Source organism: Labilibaculum sp. DW002 (assembly GCF_029029525.1).
GTDB lineage: Bacteria > Bacteroidota > Bacteroidia > Bacteroidales > Marinifilaceae > Paralabilibaculum > Paralabilibaculum antarcticum.
Genome location: NZ_JAKJSC010000001.1, coordinates 2,753,682 through 2,774,385, shown reverse-complemented (window position 1 = coordinate 2,774,385; position 20,704 = coordinate 2,753,682). Strand labels below are relative to the sequence as shown.

Genomic DNA, 20,704 nt, shown 5'->3' with positions numbered 1-20,704 from the left:
GTTTTAGGAGAGTTTTTTTTTGAATATTAAAAAAAAATGAAGATGAATGCCTAAAATATCAATTGTTTTTACGCTAATTAAAAGTAAAACACGTACTTGTAAGTGGCTTATGTCTAGTTTATTGGAGGATATCAAACCTTCTTTGGAAGATTTTAAACTTTCATCGAAGGTGTAAATGGTAAACTTGCAAGCGAGGAAAAGTTGGAGCTAGCGCAAAGGTTTGAATTATTGTTTTAAAAGATCAATAATGAAAAATTTAAGGTTGTTCTTCTATTCTCGCTAACTGATATTGAATGAATTTCAATATTCCTATTCTAATCTAATTACTAAACAATGAAAAGAAGTCTTAATTTATTACTCTTGATGCTTGTTTTAAGTCTGTCGGCTTATTCACAGCAGCAGGTAGTATCGGGTAAGGTAATTGTAAAAGGTACTCGGGATGCTTTGCCGGGTGTTACTGTAATCGAAAAGGGAACTACGAATGGTACCACTACCGATATTGATGGTAACTATCATTTATCTGTAGCTTATAATGGAACTTTAGTTTTTTCATTTATTGGTTTCGAAACAGTAGAAATTGCAGCTACTAAAGCTATTGTTGATGTTGATTTATCAGAATCTTCAATTGGCTTGAATGAAGTAGTAGCAGTTGGTTACGGTGTTATGAAAAAAAGTGACTTAACTGGATCTGTTGTTTCTGTTAAAGGAGAAACAATGGAAGATCAACCATTTGCTGGTATCGACCAAGCTTTGCAAGGACGTGTTGCTGGTGTTACGGTGACTCAGAATTCAGGTGCTCCAGGTGGAGGTGTTTCTTTACGTGTTCGTGGTATTACTTCCCTAACCGGAAATAATGAGCCATTGTACGTTATTGATGGTGTGCCTTTGCAAGGAAATTCAAATAATGATTCTTTCACATTCTCTGCTTTGGGTGGAGGTAATGGTCAGACTAAAGTAAGTGCTCTTTCAAGTATTAACCCTTCAGATATCGAATCGATTGAGGTGTTGAAAGATGCTTCTGCATCTGCCATTTATGGATCTCGTGGTGCAAATGGAGTTGTTCTGATTACTACTAAAAGTGGTAAGAAAGGAAAATCAAAAGTATCGTACGAAGGTTATTATGGGGTTCAGCAAGTTGGTAAATATATCGACGTAATGAACTTAAAAGAATATGGAGAATACTATGCAGATGTATTAACAACGCAAGGGAAAGATGTTCCTTTCGAATTCCAAAATCCTGAGTTATTAGGAGAAGGAACCGATTGGCAAAAAGAAATTTTCCGAGCTGCTCCTATTCAAAATCACCAAATTTCAGTATCAGGTGGTAATGACAAGACTAAGTTTTATACTTCTTTAAGTTATTTTGATCAGCAAGGTATCGTTATCAATTCAGATTTTCGCAGATTTTCAATGCGTATGAACTTGGATCATAAAGTGAATGATTGGATTAAAGTCGGTAACAATGTTTCGATGAGTAATTCAAAAGAACACATTACTTTAAATGATGATGAAGCTGGTGTTATTAGTTCAGCACTAAGACAATCTCCAAACATTCCTGTTACCTATTCTGACGGAAGTTGGGGTGGACCAACCGATGGAATTGGTGTTGGAAATGGTCGAAATCCTGTTGCATGGTCAGCGATCAGAAATAGTGAGTTAGAGCGTTATAAAATCAATGGAAACTTTTTCCTTGATTTAACTTTAGCTGAAGGTCTAACATTCAGAAATGAAATAGGTTATGACTTCAATTTAAACAAGACAAACGTATTTAATCCTACCTATGAAATTGGTAGAGAAACGAATGAAATTAGTACTTCGTCAAAATCTAGCAGTGATAGTTTCTTTTGGGTATTGAAGAACTATTTAAACTACTTAAAATCTTTTGGTGATCATTCATTCAATGCAATGGTTGGTCATGAGTCTCAAAAGTCAACTTATGAGAATCTAAGTGGTGCAAGAACAGGATTTCTTACCAATGATATTACTGCATTGAATGCTGGGGATGCATTAACCGCAACCAATGGGAATTCAATGGGAACTCATAGTATCGAATCTTATTTTGGTCGTTTTAACTATGGTTTCAAAGGGAAATATTTAATGACAGCAACACTTCGTGCTGATGCATCATCGAATTTTGGACAGAATAACAAATGGGGTTATTTTCCATCATTCTCAGGTGCTTGGGTAATTACCAAGGAGCCTTTTATGGAGAAATTTGTTGATGTTGTTAATTATGCAAAATTTCGCGCAGGTTACGGTGAAGTTGGAAACCAGGATATTGGAGGCTATGCTTATGGTGCAAGTTTAAGAAGTATCACTACTGTTTACGGTACTGGATTCTCACAAGCTAACATTGCAAATCCTGATGTGAAATGGGAATCAACAAGATCAACTAACATTGGTTTAGAGCTTGGGTTCTTGGATAACAAAATCAAACTGGATGTTGATGTATACAAAAAGACTTCGAAAGATTTCTTGTTTCCTCAACCGCTTCCAAGTTATTTAGGAGCAATGAATTCAGCTTCTTATATGGGATTAAGACCTCCAATGGTGAATTTAGGAGAAATGGAAAACAAAGGAATCGATATTTCTTTAACAACCAGAAACATTACGAAACCTAACTTTACTTGGTCATCAACATTTGTCTTCTCTACGTATAAAAATGAGTTGATTAGCATGAATAGTGACGAAGGAGCAATATTTCAAACTTTCGAATTTAACAATACGTTGACTAAAACTGCTGAAGGTGAAGCTGTAGGGCAGTTTTACGGATATCAAGTTGAAGGACTTTTTAAAGATGAGGCTGATGTAAATTCAAGTCCATCTCAAGGAGATATTGGAGAAGTAAATGGTGTTTGGGTAGGAGATATCAAATTTAAAGATATCAACGGAGATGGTAAAATTGATGATGCCGATCGTACTTACATTGGTAATCCTCACCCAGATTTTACTTACAGTATTTCAAATGAAATGTCGTATAAAAATTTCGATTTTTCATTCACATTACAAGGATCTCAGGGTAATGATATTTACAACTGGACTCGTAAGTTAACCGAAGGAATGAAAGAGGTTACAGGTAATCAAGCTCAATCGGTATCTAATCGTTTTATTGCAGGAGTAAATGAAGATACTAACATTCCTCGTTTCGCATTTGGTGATCCTAATAACAACAGTAGAGTTTCTGATCGTTTTGTTGAGGATGGTTCATTCTTGAAAATTCAGAATGTAACACTAGCTTATACATTCAACAAGAAGCAATTGGCAAGATTGTCTTACATCAGCAAGTTAAGAGTTTATGCTACTGTTCAGAACTTACACACATTTACGAAGTATTCTGGTTACGATCCTGAAATTGGTGCTTACAATCAGAATTCTCTTTTAATGGGTGTTGATAATGGTCGTTATCCTGTACCACGTACATTTATGATGGGTGTTAATGTTGAATTCTAAATCTACTTGTTTACGTCAAAAAATTACAATCATGAAAAATAAAATAATCATATTATTTCTCCTTTTCCTTTCGGCGTCATGTTCAGAAAGCTTTCTGGACAATGCACCTGAAGATTCATTGGTAGTTGATAATTATTATAACACCAATGAACAGGTAATGAGTGCTGGAGCTCCATTATACGGATATCCTTGGTTCTACTTTAACGAGAAATTCCTGATTTGCGTTGGGGATAATTACAGCGGTAATTCAACAGGAACTTATTCTGATATTGCTCAGTTTACTTTATTCTCTGTAAATCAGGGAAATCAATTTGCAACCGAAGGATGGGATGCTTTATACAATGTTGTTGCAACTGCAAATACATTGCTTTACAATTTAGATACAAAAGTTGCTGGTGATGTTGATGAAGAAGTAATTGAAGCCGTTCGTGGTGAAGCTTACTTTATGAGAGCAACAGCCTATTTTTACTTGGTAAGAACTTGGGGTGCTGTGCCAATTATTCACGATATGAGTCAATACAATGCCGAAACAGATGTGTACAGAAATACAGTTGAGGATGTGTATACTTTTATCTTGAACGATTACAACAATGCAGTAACTAGAGTTCCTGCTCAAAGGTCAGACAATGAAGCTGGTAGGGTTATTCAATCGGCATGTAATGCGATGATGGCTAAGGTATATCTTACTCAAAAAGATTATACTAATGCAAAGGCAAAGGCAGAATTGGTAATCAATTCAGGAGTGCATGGTTTGTTAGATAATTACGGTGATGTATTTCATCCTCGTAACAACAATAGCCGTGAGTCTATTTTTGCTTTACAATGGGTTGCTAACCAAGGTTGGGGATATCAAAATGTAAGTCAAGCATACTTAGCAGCTTCGCCAAAATTAACCAATGCTGGTGACGGTTGGGGAACTTTTCAACCAAGTATTGATTTTCAAAAGGCATACGAAGCTGGTGACTTGAGAAGACACGAAACGATTATGGAGCCAGGTGATTTCTATCCTGATTTAGTAACTGCTGAAGGTGGTTATACTGTTCCTTCTGCTGGAATGACAAGTACAATTGCAGGCTGGAGAAAATATGTTGTTGGCTCAAAAGATGAGTGGTCAGATGTTGGTTTCATGTCAACAAATTTGAATACACACATCATTAGATATGCAGAAGTATTGTTAATTCATGCCGAAGCGATTCTAGGAAGTAGTGCTTCAACTACTGATTCAAAAGCTTTGGAATCATTTAACGCAGTTAGAAAAAGAGCAGGTTTAGCAGATAAGGCTTCTTTAACATTCGATGATATTCTTCAGGAAAGAAGAATGGAATTAGCTGTTGAAGGCAAGTATTGGTACGATTTAGCTCGTATGGATAGAACAAAAGCCATAGCTATTCTTTCAAATCAGGAAAGAGGAGATTACAATGATGGAGATTACAATAACATCACTACTCGAAAAGTTACTCCTTCTGCAGGTGATTTCTTATTGCCTATTCCAGGTTCTGAAGCGGATTTGAATCCACTATTGTTAGAAGAGCCAGTTCCTTTTGATTTTAACAACTAAAAGTCTCTAATTATGAAATTTAAATATAAAATGAACAAAATCATTAGCGCGGTAGTCGTGCTAATGGTAAGTGTCATGAGTTATTCATGTGATGATGACTCAAGCCTAAGTCCTGTTGTTGATGTGATGGTTTCGGAAGATACCGATTTAAATATAAATTCGGGATTACCAAACGATTTGATCATTGCTGAAGGAAACGATCTTCAGAATATTAAAACAGTAACCTTCAAGGCAGTTAGTGCGCCAGAAGAAAGTATTGTTGATGTAGTATTCAACCCTGTTTTGAATTCAGATTTAGCAATCATGTTTAAGGTTCCTTTCGATGAAACAAAAGGATCAGAATTTGGAGCTCAAGTGGTAACCATTACCAATAAAGATGGTGCAGTATTAACACATGATTTTACAATTATTCAACCAGAACCAACAATTGGGGTATTTACTCCAGAACGTCCTAAAGCAAACGAAACAGTTAGCATTGCAGGAGAATGGTTTCAGAATGTTGTTTCTGTAACTTTTGGAGGAGCACCTGTAGAATATACAATGGTTTCTTCAACTGAGATTTCAATGGTAGTTCCTGATGGAACAACACTCGGAGCTGATGTAACTGTTGTTACTCCAGCTGGTGAAGCATCTGCATTTCTTGATGTTGACATAGGATACAACCTTTATTTGGTTGCTGATTTTGATGGCGGCGGATTACGCCCATTAAATAATTGGGTTTTTTATGGTGATGCAGGTTCTTTAGAATATATCATTGGCGGTCCTACTGGAACTTTTGCTGAATTTAAATGGTTAGGCGATACTTCAAATGGATACAATGGTTGTCAGTCTGATGCTTTAGAAACAATGGTTGTAGAATCAGATCCTGAAAAGGTGATGTATTTAATTGATGTAAACTGTAATGGTGCGATTGGTACAGTAGCAGAATTTCTAATTGTTGACCGCGATGGTGGCAACTGGGCATTCCGTCACGAATTTACTGAAGATGGATGGCATACAATTGAGACACCAGTTTCAGCATTTGGAGCAAGTTATGATCCAGATAACCAAAGTAGTGGTGATGTAGATCCAACACAGGTTAATCAAGTTAAAGTTACAATAGCAGAGTGGGGAGCAAACCCTTCAACTGTACAGTTCGATAACATTCGTTTTCACGGATTCTATTAAGATTAGTTTTTTTCAGGCTTGCATCATGGGTTGCAAGCCTGAAAATTTTATTATTTCCAGCTGTTTATATAATGGCTTTTTACAACCAATAGTAATTGCAAAACAAGATGAACGATTTCAGATTTAGATACTTATCAATTTTACTAGGCATGTTGGTTTTCATCACTAGCTGCTCAAGTGGTGGTGGCGATTCAGAACCAGAAATTGAATTGGGAGATCCTATTGCTAATCAGGCTAGCGAAATTACCTCTTCAAGCTTCAAGGCAAGCTGGTCAAGATTATATCGTGCTCAAAGTTATCTGTTAGATGTGTCTTCCGATGCTTCTTTTGCAACTTTTTTAGCAGGTTATAATGCAAAGTCAACAACCTCTTTAAATGAGGAAATAACAGGATTAGAGAGTAATACAGTCTATTATTATCGTGTAAAAGCGGTAAAGGAAACGGTGATTTCCAATTACTCAAATACTGTAGAAGTAACAACGACATTTGTTCCAGACCCAAATCAAACCTTAAAAAAAGCTGCCGATACATTCCTTGTAGGCGTTGCAGTTCAATCGGGAAAACTAACAGGACAATACGATGAAAATTACACAAAAGAATTTAGCAGTATCACAGCTGAGTGGGAAATGAAAATGGATGTGATGTATCCATCTCAGGGGAATTACAATTTTGGACCTGCTGATGCGATTGTAGATTATGGCGTTGCTAATGGTATTAATGTTCATGGTCATTCGCTAATTTGGCATAACTCAACACCAGATTGGGTAAAGAGTTTTGCTGGAACGGATCAGGAATTTGAAGATATGATTGAAGACTATATCACTACAGTGGTAAGTCGATACAAAGGAAAAATAACTTCTTGGGATGTGGTGAATGAAGCATTGGAAGATGGTTCAGGAAGCCTTAGAAATTCAATATATCGTCAGAAAATGGGCGACGATTACATTGCTAAATGTTATCAGTTTGTTCGTGCTTCTGATCCTGATGTGTTGATTTTCTATAATGATTACAACATGATTACCGACCAAACAAAACAGGATGCTGTTTTTACAATGGTTGATGATTTTATAGCAAGAGATATACCAATTGACGGAGTCGGATTTCAAATGCACATTTCTCATGATTATCCTTCGAAAGACGATATTCAGAAAGCTACCGACCGAATTGTGGAAAGAGGTTTAAAAGTTCACTTCTCAGAATTGGATGTGAGAGCGAATCCGAATAAGGATTTAACAAGCTTATCATCAGAAAGATCTTTATCGCAGAAAGCGAAAGTGAAAGAAGTTGTTGAAGTGTACAATGGTATTCCGAATGAGAATAAATATGCTTTAACCGTTTGGGGATTGAAAGACTCAGAATCTTGGTTGTTGAATTTCTATGGACACATGGATTGGCCATTGTTATTCGATGGAAATTACAACAAAAAAGATGCTTACTACGGATTTTTAGAAGGCTTGCAATAACTACCAACTACTACCGATAATTATGACTTTAAATAAAATATTACCTGCATTTCTTTTATTCAGCTTGTTTTCATGCTCGCATAGTCTGCAAAAGCATGAGGATGCTAACTTTTCATTTGAGCAAAGAGCTGATTATTTGGTTTCACAAATGACTTTGGCCGAAAAAGTTTCTCAGATGAGTTACGAATCGCCTGCCATCGATCGCTTGGCAATTCCTGAACACAATTGGTGGAATGAATGTCTTCATGGAGTAGCGCGTGCTGGAGTGGCAACTGTTTTTCCTCAGGCAATTGGAATGGCTTCGATGTGGGATCGCGAGCAGATGTTCGAGGTTGCCAATGCCATTTCTGATGAGGCCAGAGCGAAGCATCACAATTTTGCTGCAAAGGGAAAACGTGGAATTTATCAGGGACTAAGCTTCTGGACGCCTAATGTGAACATCTTTAGAGACCCACGTTGGGGAAGAGGAATGGAAACCTATGGTGAAGATCCATACTTAACAGGAGAGCTTGGAGTTCAATTCATAAAAGGCCTCCAAGGTGATGATGATACTTATTACAAGCTGATTGCAACCGCAAAACATTTTGTAGTACACAGTGGACCAGAATCAGAAAGACACAGCTTTAATGCAACGCCAAGTCAGTTTGATATGTTGAATACTTACAGTCCGCATTTCGAAAAAGTAGTGAAAGAAGCTGGTGTTTATTCGGTAATGTGTGCTTACAATAGTTACAATGGCTTGCCATGTTGTGGAAATAAATCTCTTAGTAATTTGCTAAGAGAAGATTGGGGCTTTAAAGGTTATATTGTGTCGGATTGTTGGGCAATTAATGATTTTTACATGCCAAATGCGCATGAAGTTACTTCCTCTAAGCAAGAAGCTGCAGCTATGGCGGTAAAAGCAGGTACAGACCTAAATTGTGGAGATTCATACCCATCTTTAGTTGAAGCAGTTAAAAATGGTTTGATTTCTGAGGCTGAATTAGATGTATCGGTGAAGAGATTAATTTTAGCGCGATTAAAGTTAGGCTTGTTTGCACCCAAAGGAGCCGTAAAATACGAGAAGATTTCTTACGATGTTGTCGATTCTGAAATGCACCGTTTACTAGCTTTGCAAACTGCAAGAAAGTCGATGGTTCTTCTAAAAAATAAGAATAATTTACTTCCACTCGATAAAGCAATTAAGAAAGTTGCTGTAATTGGTTCCAATGCCAACGATTTGGAAGTGTTATTGGGAAATTACAATGGTTATCCATCTGCTCCTGTTACGCCTTTGGATGGTATCAAGCAAAAATTACCAAATGCAGAAGTAAAGTATGCTGCGGGTTGCAAGTTGGCTGAAGGTTTACCAATTTTTGAAGCCATACCTTCTTCTGTTCTCTTTACGGATAAGGCATGTACAAAAAATGGATTAGCTGCTGAATATTTTAACAATAAAGAATTAAAAGGCGAGCCAACTCATTCAAGAATTGATTCAAATGTTGATTTTGTTTGGGGAACAACACCTCCATTCGAAGATCTTGCTTACGATGAATTTTCGGTTCGCTGGACAGGTGTAATTAAGGTTAAAGAATCGGGAGATTACGCATTAGGAGGTGAAGGATTTCTAGGAATGAAATTGTTTATTGAAGATTCTCTTATTGTTGATAGAAGTGAAGTTCATCATCCTCATAAGGAATATGAATATGTGCAATTAGAAGCAGGCAAATCCTACTCCATTAAACTGGAATACATTCAGGATAACACCGAGCATGCCATGATGCGTCTATTGTGGGAAAAGCCAAATGATAATTTAGCAGAAGAGGCAATTGCGATTGCAAAAGAAGCTGAGGTAGTTATTTTCTGCATGGGGATTAGCCCATTACTCGAAGGCGAAGAAATGAAAGTTAAAGTAGAAGGTTTTGCTCATGGCGATCGTTTGGATATTAAATTGCCAAGAACACAAACTGCTTTAATGAAAGAAATTAAAAAGTTAGGCAAGCCAATGGTTTTGGTATTGTTGAACGGAAGTGCATTGGCAATTAATTGGGAAAATGAAAACATTCCGGCAATTGTTGAGGCGTGGTATCCAGGACAAGCAGGAGGTACTGCAATTGCTGATGTTTTGTTTGGCGATTACAATCCAGCTGGTCGTTTGCCATTGACTTTTTACAAGAGTGTAGATGATATTCCTGCTTACAGCAATTACGATATGAGAGGCAAAACCTATCGTTATTTCGAAGGAGAAGCTTTGTACGATTTCGGTTTTGGTTTGAGTTATTCTGATTTTACCTATTCAAAGCTAAAAACTCCAGATCATATTGCTCCTGGCGATTGTGTTGAAATATCGGTAGATATTACCAATAACAGCAAGATTGATGGGGAAGAGGTAATACAATGTTATGCTGCGAATCCGCAAGCTGGAGGAGTTAACCCTAATAAATCATTAGTCGAATTTCAGAGAGTGATGATCAAAGCTGGCGAATGCAAAACAATCAATTTTACAATTAACCCAGATCAATTAATGATTGTTGATGAGCAATTCAAGAAAACGGTTTTAGCTGGAGAATTAAAAATATCTGTTGGTGGAGCGCAACCCACAGCAAAACGAATCCGCGAAAGAAAAGTACTAACAAAAACCATACTTGTTGAAGGCTCTGCCTTTGTAATGGATAAATAAAAAGCAACTATTATACTGTCGAGATATAACATTCAAGCATCACAAATTGAGTGTTACAGCCAATGCTTTGTGCTTTTTTTTTAAGTGTTGTAAAGAGTTATCAGTAATGATAGAGTGAGTTTTGAGTAGGAAAAGTGCAGTGATAAAATAGTTTTATAAAAATACAATATGAGTGAGTCCACAAAAATTTCGATAAAGGAAAAAATAGGTTACAGTTTGGGAGATCTGGCTGCAAACCTTATTTTTCAAACCCTAATGACTTTCTTGGCATTCTTTTATACCGATGTGTATAAAATTCCGCCAGCTACAGCCTCTGCAATCATATTTTCAGGTGGAATGATCGGTGCATTTTTCAATCCAATTATGGGTGTAATTGCCGATAGAACCAAGACCAAATGGGGAAAGTTTCGTCCTTGGATTTTATGGACTGCTGTACCCTTTGGAGGAATGGCTATGCTAGCTTTTAGTACACCAGATTTTGGATCATCAGGTAAAGTCGTTTATGCTTTGGTTACTTACATTTTATTGGTCTTGGTATATTCAGCAAACAACTTGCCTTATTCTGCTTTAAGCGGTGTAATTACAGGTGATATGAAAGAGCGGAATAGCATTTCGTCTTATCGTTTTGTGGCAGTTATGATTGCTCAATTTATTGTACAGGCCTTGCTTTTGCCATTGGTTTTAATTCTTGGCGATGGCGATAAAACAGTTGGTTTTGAAAATACAATTGGAATTTTTGCTGTTGTAGGAGTTGTGTTTCTTATAATCACTTTTCTAACTACCAAAGAAAGAATAATACCTAGTTCGGAGCAAAATACAAGTGTGAAACAAGACTTTACCGATTTGTTTAAAAACAGACCTTGGATTGCAATGTTGGTTTTAACCATCTTTATTTTTATCACTTTATCCTTAAAAGGTGGCATGTATGTCTACTATTTCGAAAATTATCTGGACGAACAAGCGCTAGCTTCTTTCTTAAATAATATTGGCTTTAACAATTTTATTGATGGCTTAAATAACTTGCTAACCAATATGGGTTTAGTTGGTTTTCACTGGCCCGAAGATGTTTCTACTTCTGGTTTTAGTCTGTTTAATGCAGCAGGTATCATTTTCATGATTATTGGGATTGGATTTTCGAAATTCTTTGCCGATAAATTTGGAAAACGTGACGCTTTTGGAACAAGTTTATTCCTATCTGCATTGTGCTTGTTAGCCTTTTATTTCTATTCACCACAATCCATCGCATTGGTATTTATAAGTCAAATGGTGCATGGTTTATTTTATGGTATATCAACGCCACTTCTTTGGGCGATGATTGCTGATGTAGCCGATTATTCGGAATGGAAAAACAACCGACGAGCTACGGCAATTATCTTCTCAGCAATGATTTTTGGACTAAAAGCCGGATTAAGTATTGGAGGAGCTTTGGTAGCAGGAATATTGGCCATGTATGGATACAACGAGCAATTATTGATTCAATCCGCAGAAACAATTGGCGGAATAAAATTAGCAATGAGTGTATTGCCAACCCTTACTTTTTGTATTAGTGTAGCCTGTCTTTTCTTTTATGGTATCAATAAAGAACAAGAAATTACCATTGAAAAGGAATTGATTCTTCGCAGACAAAATGCATAACCCTTTAAATAGACAAAAAATGAAACTAAGAAATTATACCAAAGGACTCTTATTGATTAGCGCAACAGCTGTAATCATGAGCGCTTGCTCAGGAAACGAATGTTCATCCGAAAAGGGAATGAAGGATGCGATAAAGGAAGCTTACTTTATTGGTACTGCATTAAATACACCACAAATATTAGAAGAAGATAGCTTGGCAATAGCTGTTGTAAATAAACATTTTAACTCTGTTGTTGCAGAGAATTGCATGAAAAGTGAAGTGTTGCAACCAGAGGAAGGCAAGTTCGATTTTTCTTTAGCCGACAAGTTTGTCGAATTAGGAGAAAAGAATAACATGTTTATCATTGGTCACACATTAATATGGCATTCGCAAGCTCCTGCATGGTTTTTCACCGATGAGCAAGGAAATGATGTTAGTCGTGAGGTGATGATTGAGCGCATGAGAACACACATATCAACAGTTGTAGGCCGTTACAAAGGTCGTGTTAATGGTTGGGATGTTGTAAACGAAACCATCATGGAAGATGGATCTTTCCGCGATAGCAAATTGGTGCAGATTATTGGAGAAGATTTCGTAAAGTTGGCTTTTCAATTTGCAAACGAAGCCGATCCGGAAGCTGAATTGTATTACAATGATTATTCAATGTCGATACCAGAAAAACGCGATGGTGTTATTCGAATGGTAAAAAACATTCAAAAAGAAGGTGTGCAGATAGATGGAATTGGGTTACAAGCACACAGCTCGATTACGGTTCCAGATATGAATGAATTTGAAAAAAGCATCGAAGATTTTGCCAGTTTGGGTGTGAAGGTAATGGTAACAGAATTGGATATTTCTGTTTTGCCCATGCCTGATTTAAATGTTGGAGCAGATGTGGCGAAGAGTTATGAATTTAAACCAGAGTTAAATCCATATGTAAATGCACTTCCCGATTCATTGGAAGTAAAGTTACATGATCGATATGTTGAGTTTTTCACCTTATTCAACAAGCATCAAGATAAAATTAGTCGTGTTACGTTTTGGGGTGTGCACGATGGACAAACATGGCGTAATTATTGGCCGGTAGCCGGAAGAACAGATTATCCATTGCCTTTCGATAGAAATTGCAAAGAGAAATCAGCTGTTCATGCAATTATTAATTTAAGAAAAGAATTATAGCATAATTCACTTAATTGGGATTATAAGTCAGAGTTTGGAAACCAATTGCGTGCTTAACAAGGTTTGGCTGGCTTAAGCCGCGATTGGTTTTTCTAATAAGACCGTATTAAGAGAATGTAATTATATCAATATGAAACGACCATGTAAAAGTATTACACACAAGAGAATGAGTGTGATTTTGGAGTTCCATATGGCAACTAAAAGTCAAATTATTATCATATGAAAACACCAAAGTACTTAGTAGAAGATTTGTATACTGCCGATCCAGCAGCACATGTATTTAATGGAAAGTTGTACATCTATCCATCTCACGATATTGAAACAGGTATGCCAGAGAATGATAATGGCGATCATTTTGCGATGAGAGATTATCATGTTTATTCGATGGAGGAGATTGATGGAAAAGTAACAGATCATGGTGTAATTTTAGACGTGGACGATGTGCCTTGGTCGGGAAGGCAAATGTGGGCGCCGGCTGCAGCAGCAAAGGATGGGAAGTACTATTTCTATTTTCCATTGAAGGATAAAAATGATATTTTCAGAATTGGTGCAGCTGTAAGCGATAAACCTGAAGGACCATTTATTGCAGAGAAAAACCCAATTATGGGAAGTTATAGCATCGATCCTGGAATGTTTGAGGAAGAGGGCGAGCATTACATGTATTTCGGTGGTATTTGGGGCGGACAGTTACAGCGTTACCGCGATAACAAAGCCATTGAAGTTGGTGCAGAACCTGCCGACGAAGAAGCGGCATTGTGTGCTAAGGTGGTAAGAATGTCTGATGATATGTTGGAGTTTGCTGAAGAGCCAAAAGACGTTGTAATTTTAGATGAGGATGGAAATCCGTTGAAATCGGGAGACCACGACCGTCGATTTTTCGAGGCCGCAAAAATGCATAAACACAACGGAAAATATTATTTCTCATATTCCACTGGTAACACACACTTGTTGTGTTATGCCATCGGAGATAACCCATATGGACCATTTAAATATATGGGTGAGATTTTATCACCAGTCGTTGGCTGGACTACTCATCATTCTATTTGTGAGTTTAAGGGCAAATGGTATCTTTTTTACCATGATTGCAAACCGTCTGGGGGCAAGACTTGGTTGCGAAGCATGAAAGTTGTTGAATTGGAATACAACGAAGATGGTACTATTAAACCATTAGATGGAATGGCTTAACGAGCTTTATTTTTTCATAAAAAGGTTAGTGAAGGTGTGTTGGGGGATTTCTTCAATGCACCTTGCTTGTTTTAGAGCCTTGTGCTAGTTGAGAAATCTGTTGTTGTACTTAAGAAACTTGAGATCTAAGAACATGAAAAAGAAAATAATGAATCAATGGAAGCAAGTATTTGTTTGTCTAATTCTATTTAGTATTCAAACTGTGAATGCAATTGCACAAGAGTCATATTCCATTTCTGAACAAAAAGATCGTTTATACCAATACGCCGGAAGTTGGGTAAGTACTATAAATGCAGATACAGATAGCATCGATAGATTTCCAAAATTGAGAATGGTTAATATAGCTAAGCTCGGGAAACAATCATTGCAAGTGGAGGTTCTGCGGTATCGAAATGGAAATTATCACCCTATACTGGTTGAATTAATTGGATACGATTATAAAACAGACAGGATTTTTGCTGCTGGCCATAATGAAAGCGGAGCATTTTTTACCGGGAAAGGTTCATTTTCGGATGAAAATACTTGGTTGATGCAGGATTCAGACTTGAATGGAAACAAAACCATGAGGGTAGCGTTTGATTTTTTGAATTGTACTGAAGTAATGGTTGAAGGTTTTGACAATTCTAACAAAAGCTTATGGAAAACCAGATATATTAAAGCCAATTCGAAAGAAAAGAATATTGGCATTCAGCTGGTATCAGTACATGATGAAATGCTGAAAGATCCAATTGGCACTTTGAAATTCCTTGGAAGGATGGGATACGCTTTTGTAGAGACTTTTGTATACGATAAAGGTTTGTTTTATGGTATGAGTCCGACTCTATTTAAAGAAGAAGTAGAGAAGGTAGGAATGAAGTTTCTAGGTTCAATGACCTTTCACGATCTTCCCTTAGAAGGAAAGTGGGATGAGTCATTGAAATGGTGGGAGAAATGCATTATCGATCACAAGAAAGCGGGAGTTGCTTACCTATCCACCTCAAACAATCAAATTAAGGGAATAAAAACGATTGGGGAATTGCAAAGCTTCTGTGATTATTACAATGCCATTGGGAAACTTTGTGCTGATAATGGGCTTCAATTTGTATTTCATAACCATGCTGATGAGTTTTTATTTGTCGATGGAGTTCGCGTTTACGATTACTTTTTACAAAATACAGATCCTGAATTTGTTTTCTTTCAGACAGATTTCTACTGGATGAATATAGCAGGAGTAAATCCAATAGATTATTTCAAGAAATATCCCAAACGATTTATAAGTTGGCATGTGAAAGATTATCAAGAATTAGGCGAAAGTGGTAAGATAAACTTTGCTGAGATATTTGAATATCAAAATAAAATAGCCCTTAAATATATTCTTGCAGAGGTGGAGGATTATAATTTTCCACCACTATATAGTGTGAATTTGGCATGGGATTATATCAATACTTACTATCAAAACAATAAATAAATGTTACGAAATTTAGTTAATACATCTACTCTACTTTTCTTTGTTTTTGTGCTTTTAGCATGCACACCTAATGGAGAAGTTCAAAATAAAGCTCGATTTTATTCTTTTTCTTATCAGGGAAAAGATTCCTTTTACAAGGATAATCCTTTGGCTTCAAACGAATTTTACAATCCTATTTTACCTGGTTTTTATCCCGATCCATCAATCTGTAAAAAGGGAGATGATTTCTACTTGGTGAATTCTAGTTTTTCATTTTTTCCAGGTATTCCAGTTTTTCATAGCACTAATTTGACAGATTGGGAGCAGTTGGGGCATGTGTTGGATCGTCCTAGTCAGTTGAATTTGGATGGTTTGGCGATATCTGAAGGTGTTTTTGCTCCTGCAATTACCTACAATAAATTTAACGACACTTTTTATGTAATTGGAACCGTTGTGCAGGGAAGCTGGAATTTTATTGTAAAAGCAAAAGATCCTGCTGGACCTTGGAGTGAACCAATTTATTTGCCGCAAATAGAACAAATTGATCCTTCCTTGTTTATTGATGAGGATGGAAAGGCCTACATCGTTCACAATTCCGAACCCGATGGAGAAGCCCTTTATGATGGACACAGAACCATTAGAATGTGGGAATACGATTTGGCTACCGATAAGGTGATTGGGGAAGGGAAAGTGATTGTAAACGGTGGAAGTGATATCAGTAAAGAACCAATTTGGATCGAAGGCCCACACCTTTATAAGATAAATGAATATTACTATTTGATGTGTGCCGAAGGAGGAACCGCTGAAGATCATTCCGAGGTTATTTTTAGAAGCAAAGAAGTGAATGGTCCATACATTCCTTTCAAAAACAATCCAATTTTATCGCAAAGACAGTTGGATTCCGAGAGAGAATATCCCGTGACTTGTACTGGTCATGCCGATATAATTCAAGATAATAAAGGCGATTGGTGGGGCGTGTTTTTAGGTTGTAGACCTTACGGCGATAACTATTTTAATACTGGTCGAGAGACTTTTTTACTACCTGTTAGTTGGAAAGATGGATGGCCAGTGTTTTTAGAATCAGATAAAGCTGTTGGTTTGATTCAAGAAAAAACTGGTTTGGTTTCAACAATAGATTCTACTGCAATAGTTTCCAATGGCAATTTTAGCAAAACTGACAATTTTGATTCAGAAGAGCTAGCCATGAATTGGAATTTTATAAGAACACCAAATGAAAAGTGGTATCAGCTTAATTCTGACGAAAAGTATTTGGAAATTGATGCCATAGCTACAAATAGTAGAGAAATTGGCAATCCTGCTTTTATTGGCCGCCGACAACAGCATGCTAATTTCGAAGTAGAAGTAGAAATGACTTTTGAGCCAAAGCAAGATAAAGAAGCAGCAGGTTTACTATGTTTTCAGAATGAATCTCACCATTTTTTCTTTGGTAAAAGGCAAGAAGATGGAAAGACTTTTCTTCAGTTAGAAAAGGCGCTACCAAGCGATAAAGGCCCAATAAGCGAATTGCTTGAGCGAATTGAATTACAATCTGATGGAATCCTAAAGCTAAAAATAGAAGGCAAAGGCAAATACTACAGTTTTTACTATTCTATTGATTCAGAAAATTGGATTTTGTTGGCTGATAATATCAATGCAAGCTTGTTGAGTACAAAAGTGGCCGGTGGATTTGTTGGTTCTTATATCGGCATGTATGCATCATCAAATCATTAATTTTATAAATTAAAGTTTGTTCGTAGGAATGCGACATTTAGTCCGGAGACCGGGACCCGTTCAGTGAAGGATGCGTAAAACAAAAAGTTTTTGTTTAGCATTCTATCTGTTAACGGGTGGTTGAGGACGTTGTCGAGGATTTTTTGTTTACTTTTTCATCCTAGGAAAAAGTAAAAGCCTTCCGGCTTGAGGAAAAGATATAAGGGTGCTCTGCACCTACCATCAAAATTGTTAATGTTTTCTACAAATATATTGGTGCTCTGCACCATTTTAAAAAATGACGAATATAAATTAAGAAACAGCCTTACACATTATATCTAGGAATTTTACGAGTCGAATTCTCCCTTGCAGGGGAGATGTCCGACAGGACAGAGGGGTGTATTGTATGACAATATTTTTGTTGTTTTTTGAAAATAGCAAAAGATATAATAGAGCAGTTTAATTCGAATAAATAATTACCATATTTATCTACTTTATTTAATAACTAATTACAAAAAAATGAAAAACCATTTATTACTATTCACTGTTACCCTTTTACTCTTCGTCTCGTGCAAAAAACAGGATGATAAAACGACCGTTAGCATTGTAGAAAATGAGTTTTACATTAATGGAAAACCAACTTTTGAAGGCAAAATATGGCGAGATTATTCCATTCAAGGCTTGTTGCCTAATGTGAGAATGGTGCAAGGAATTTACGATGATATAAATCCCGAAACAGTAAATCGTTGGGCTTATCCAGATACAAAAGTTTGGGATGCCAATAGAAATACTAAAGAGTTTATGGAAGCAATGCCATTGTGGAAGGCGAATGGCTTGTTAGCCTTCACCATTAATTTGCAAGGTGGCAGCCCCGAAGGATATTCGGAAACGCAACCTTGGCACAACTCTGCAATTACCGAAAAAGGCGAACTGCGCCCCGAATATATGAATCGCTTAAAGCAAATATTGAATGAAGCAGATCGTTTGGGAATGGTGGCTATTGTTGGTGTATATTATTTTGGACAAGAGCGAAGAATGGAAAGTGAAGAAGCTATTAAAACGGGTTTGCTTAATGCTGTTGACTGGATCTTGGAAAATGATTTTCGCAATGTCTTGATCGAGGTTTGTAACGAGAGTTCATTTCTATATTCTCATCCAATTCTTAAAGAAGAGCGCGTGCATGAGCTGATTCATTTGGCCAAATCGCGCCAAGTAAACGAAAGAAGATTATTGGTAGGAACCAGTTTTTTAGGCAATCACATTCCAACAGATACAGTTGCTGCCATTTCTGATTTTATATTAATCCATGGCAATGGAGTTGAGAAGTGGGAAGGAATTGTTGAGCAAGTGAATAAAACCAAAGCTTTAAAGGGGTACAATGGACAGCCAATTGTTTACAACGAAGATGATCATGAAGATTTTGATCAGCCAATGAATAATTTCGTTGCTGCGACAAGTCTAAAGGCATCTTGGGGTTATTTCGATTACCGTCGAGAAGGCGAAGCATTTGAATGCGGATACCAGAATCCACCAGTTGATTGGGGAATTAATTCGGAACGTAAAAAGGCATTTTTTAAAATATTAAGTGAGTGGTAATGAGAAAGAAAATTGAACTCGTAATCCTATTTCTAAGCTTGAATTTAATCTCTCTATCTGCTCAAAATTTAATTCCTCTTAAATGGACTTTGAGCTTTGGAAATGAATCTATTCCCAAGGAAATATCGAATGTTAATTTGCTATTGTCTTGGGAACGACAAGGCTTTTCCTATCTGAACACTCTTGGAGAATTAAGAACGGAATTTCAAATTTCACAGCTCGATTCATGTGAAAATTTTACTTTAGAGATAAGTTTACGACTCAATGTTCAGGATATATTAATCAATGAGAAATACATTGGAGGCAATATTTCCAATGAGTTTAAATGGTCTCCTAATCCTAATTATAAAACCAGCAAGTTTATAGTACCAGCCAGTTATCTTCACTTCAATAAGGAAAATACAATTGCTATTCGCGTTTCGAATTTTTCATATACAGGAGGGAAAAGTCATAACTCGGTTCGTCTTTATTCTGGCGAAGAATTGCAAGAACCTACCATTCAATTGAGCTTTGAATCGCCAGAGCATTTGTTTCGTGAAAACGAGGAGCTGCAGTTTAGTGTGGATACAGAAACAGATTCTGATGGGCTTTTAAATGTTTTGTTGCGTAATGATTTTATGGATACCATTTGTAGCAGAAACATTCAGGTGAAAAAAGGTCTTATTTTTACCAAAATTGATCTGAGCAATGAAAATTTATTGCCAGGTTTTTATGAAGTAATGGCAAGCCTTAAAAATGATGGATATGTTGGAACTGTTGGATGGTTTGCTGTTTCGCCAACAAAAATTGAAGACTCATCTGCAGCACTTCATGATTTTGATGAGTTTTGGAATGCTGCCTTGAAAGAATTAAGTCTGGTTGAAGCGGATTTTAAAATGAGTAAGGCGAATTATTTGTGTACTGAAAAGAGAGATGCTTACATTATTGAAATGCATTCGATTGACAGTGCATTGATTCGATGCTATTTTTTTGCACCAAAAAAGAAAGGCACCTATGCTGCAATTTTAAATTTACCTGGTTATGGCTATGGTTTTGAGCATTTGGATGAATTCCTAAATAATGAAGAAGATGTAATTGAATTGGCTCTTTGTGTAAGAGGTCATGGTATAAGTAAAGATGCTTTTACGCCCGATTCAGGTACTGGATTTATGGGACATCAAATAGGTAATAAAGAGAAATCGGCTTATCGCAAGATTTATATGGACTGTATTCGAGCCGTTGAGTTTTTGATGTCTCGCGATGAGGTTGATAAAACAAAAATTGGTGTGTTTGGGGGCAGTCAAGGAGGAGGATTGGCACTTATGACAGCAGGTTTGGCTAACAAACACATAAGTGCTTGTGCTTATTTCGATCCATTCCCTTGTGATTTAATGAACCATATTGAAATTCGTAAAATGCTCAAAGGAGAGATCAATAATTTCTTAGCTTGCTACAATCACTCCTATACTTTTGCCGATGCTTTACATACGCTTGAATATTTAGATGCAAAACATTTTGCCGAAAAAATTAAAGCGCCAACACTTTATCTTACGGGACTTTTTGATGATGATTGCCCTTCACGATTAGGTTTTTCTGCTTACAACAAGATTAAGGCGCCTAAAGAGTTTAAAATACTTCCTAATGACAGCCATATAGGTGAGTCGAATTACAAGAAGGAAGCCATGAATTTTTTTAAAAAGCAGTTTCAATATTAGAG

The 20,704-nt window shown here is 36.7% G+C and carries 13 protein-coding genes; all 13 read left to right on the top strand.

The window, feature by feature from the left end; translation table 11 throughout:
* The first annotated feature begins 46 nt into the window (after window positions 1-46).
* The 13 genes from L3049_RS10965 (at window position 47) to L3049_RS10905 (ending at window position 20,702) form a co-directional block, all read left to right on the top strand.
* A complete protein-coding gene (locus L3049_RS10965) occupies window positions 47-175 on the top strand; it encodes a hypothetical protein (protein WP_275109851.1) in 129 nt (42 codons plus the stop codon).
* 158 nt (window positions 176-333) lie between these two features.
* Window positions 334-3,450 (top strand): SusC/RagA family TonB-linked outer membrane protein, encoded by a 3,117-nt coding sequence (locus L3049_RS10960; protein ID WP_275109850.1) that lies wholly within the window; start codon window positions 334-336, stop codon window positions 3,448-3,450.
* A 31-nt stretch (window positions 3,451-3,481) separates the two neighbouring features.
* A complete protein-coding gene (locus L3049_RS10955; protein WP_275109849.1) occupies window positions 3,482-5,008 on the top strand; it encodes a RagB/SusD family nutrient uptake outer membrane protein in 1,527 nt (508 codons plus the stop codon).
* Window positions 5,009-5,020: 12 nt separating this feature from the next.
* Window positions 5,021-6,175 (top strand): IPT/TIG domain-containing protein, encoded by a 1,155-nt coding sequence (locus L3049_RS10950; protein ID WP_275109848.1) that lies wholly within the window; start codon window positions 5,021-5,023, stop codon window positions 6,173-6,175.
* 107 nt (window positions 6,176-6,282) lie between these two features.
* Window positions 6,283-7,638, top strand: a complete 1,356-nt coding sequence (locus L3049_RS10945; RefSeq protein WP_275109847.1) for an endo-1,4-beta-xylanase — start codon at window positions 6,283-6,285, stop codon at window positions 7,636-7,638.
* A 22-nt stretch (window positions 7,639-7,660) separates the two neighbouring features.
* Window positions 7,661-10,297, top strand: coding sequence for a glycoside hydrolase family 3 protein (locus L3049_RS10940; protein WP_275109846.1), 2,637 nt, complete (start codon window positions 7,661-7,663; stop codon window positions 10,295-10,297).
* A 168-nt stretch (window positions 10,298-10,465) separates the two neighbouring features.
* Window positions 10,466-11,932: an MFS transporter gene (locus L3049_RS10935; protein ID WP_275109845.1), complete on the top strand. Its 1,467-nt coding sequence runs from the start codon at window positions 10,466-10,468 to the stop codon at window positions 11,930-11,932.
* Between the two features lie 19 nt (window positions 11,933-11,951).
* Complete coding sequence (locus L3049_RS10930; protein WP_275109844.1) at window positions 11,952-13,091, top strand: endo-1,4-beta-xylanase; 1,140 nt, start codon at window positions 11,952-11,954, stop codon at window positions 13,089-13,091.
* A gap of 219 nt (window positions 13,092-13,310) precedes the next feature.
* Entirely contained in the window at window positions 13,311-14,276 is a 966-nt protein-coding gene (locus L3049_RS10925; protein ID WP_275109843.1) for a glycoside hydrolase family 43 protein, read from the top strand.
* Window positions 14,277-14,409: 133 nt separating this feature from the next.
* On the top strand, window positions 14,410-15,723 hold the full coding sequence (locus L3049_RS10920; RefSeq protein ID WP_275109842.1) for a sugar phosphate isomerase/epimerase family protein: 1,314 nt from the start codon (window positions 14,410-14,412) through the stop codon (window positions 15,721-15,723).
* Window positions 15,724-17,433 (top strand): glycoside hydrolase family 43 protein, encoded by a 1,710-nt coding sequence (locus L3049_RS10915; RefSeq protein ID WP_275109841.1) that lies wholly within the window; start codon window positions 15,724-15,726, stop codon window positions 17,431-17,433.
* 498 nt (window positions 17,434-17,931) lie between these two features.
* Complete coding sequence (locus L3049_RS10910) at window positions 17,932-19,008, top strand: hypothetical protein (RefSeq protein WP_275109840.1); 1,077 nt, start codon at window positions 17,932-17,934, stop codon at window positions 19,006-19,008.
* Window positions 19,008-20,702: an acetylxylan esterase gene (locus L3049_RS10905; RefSeq protein WP_275109839.1), complete on the top strand. Its 1,695-nt coding sequence runs from the start codon at window positions 19,008-19,010 to the stop codon at window positions 20,700-20,702. Before L3049_RS10910 ends, L3049_RS10905 begins: the two co-directional genes overlap by 1 nt.
* Window positions 20,703-20,704 lie beyond the last annotated feature (2 nt).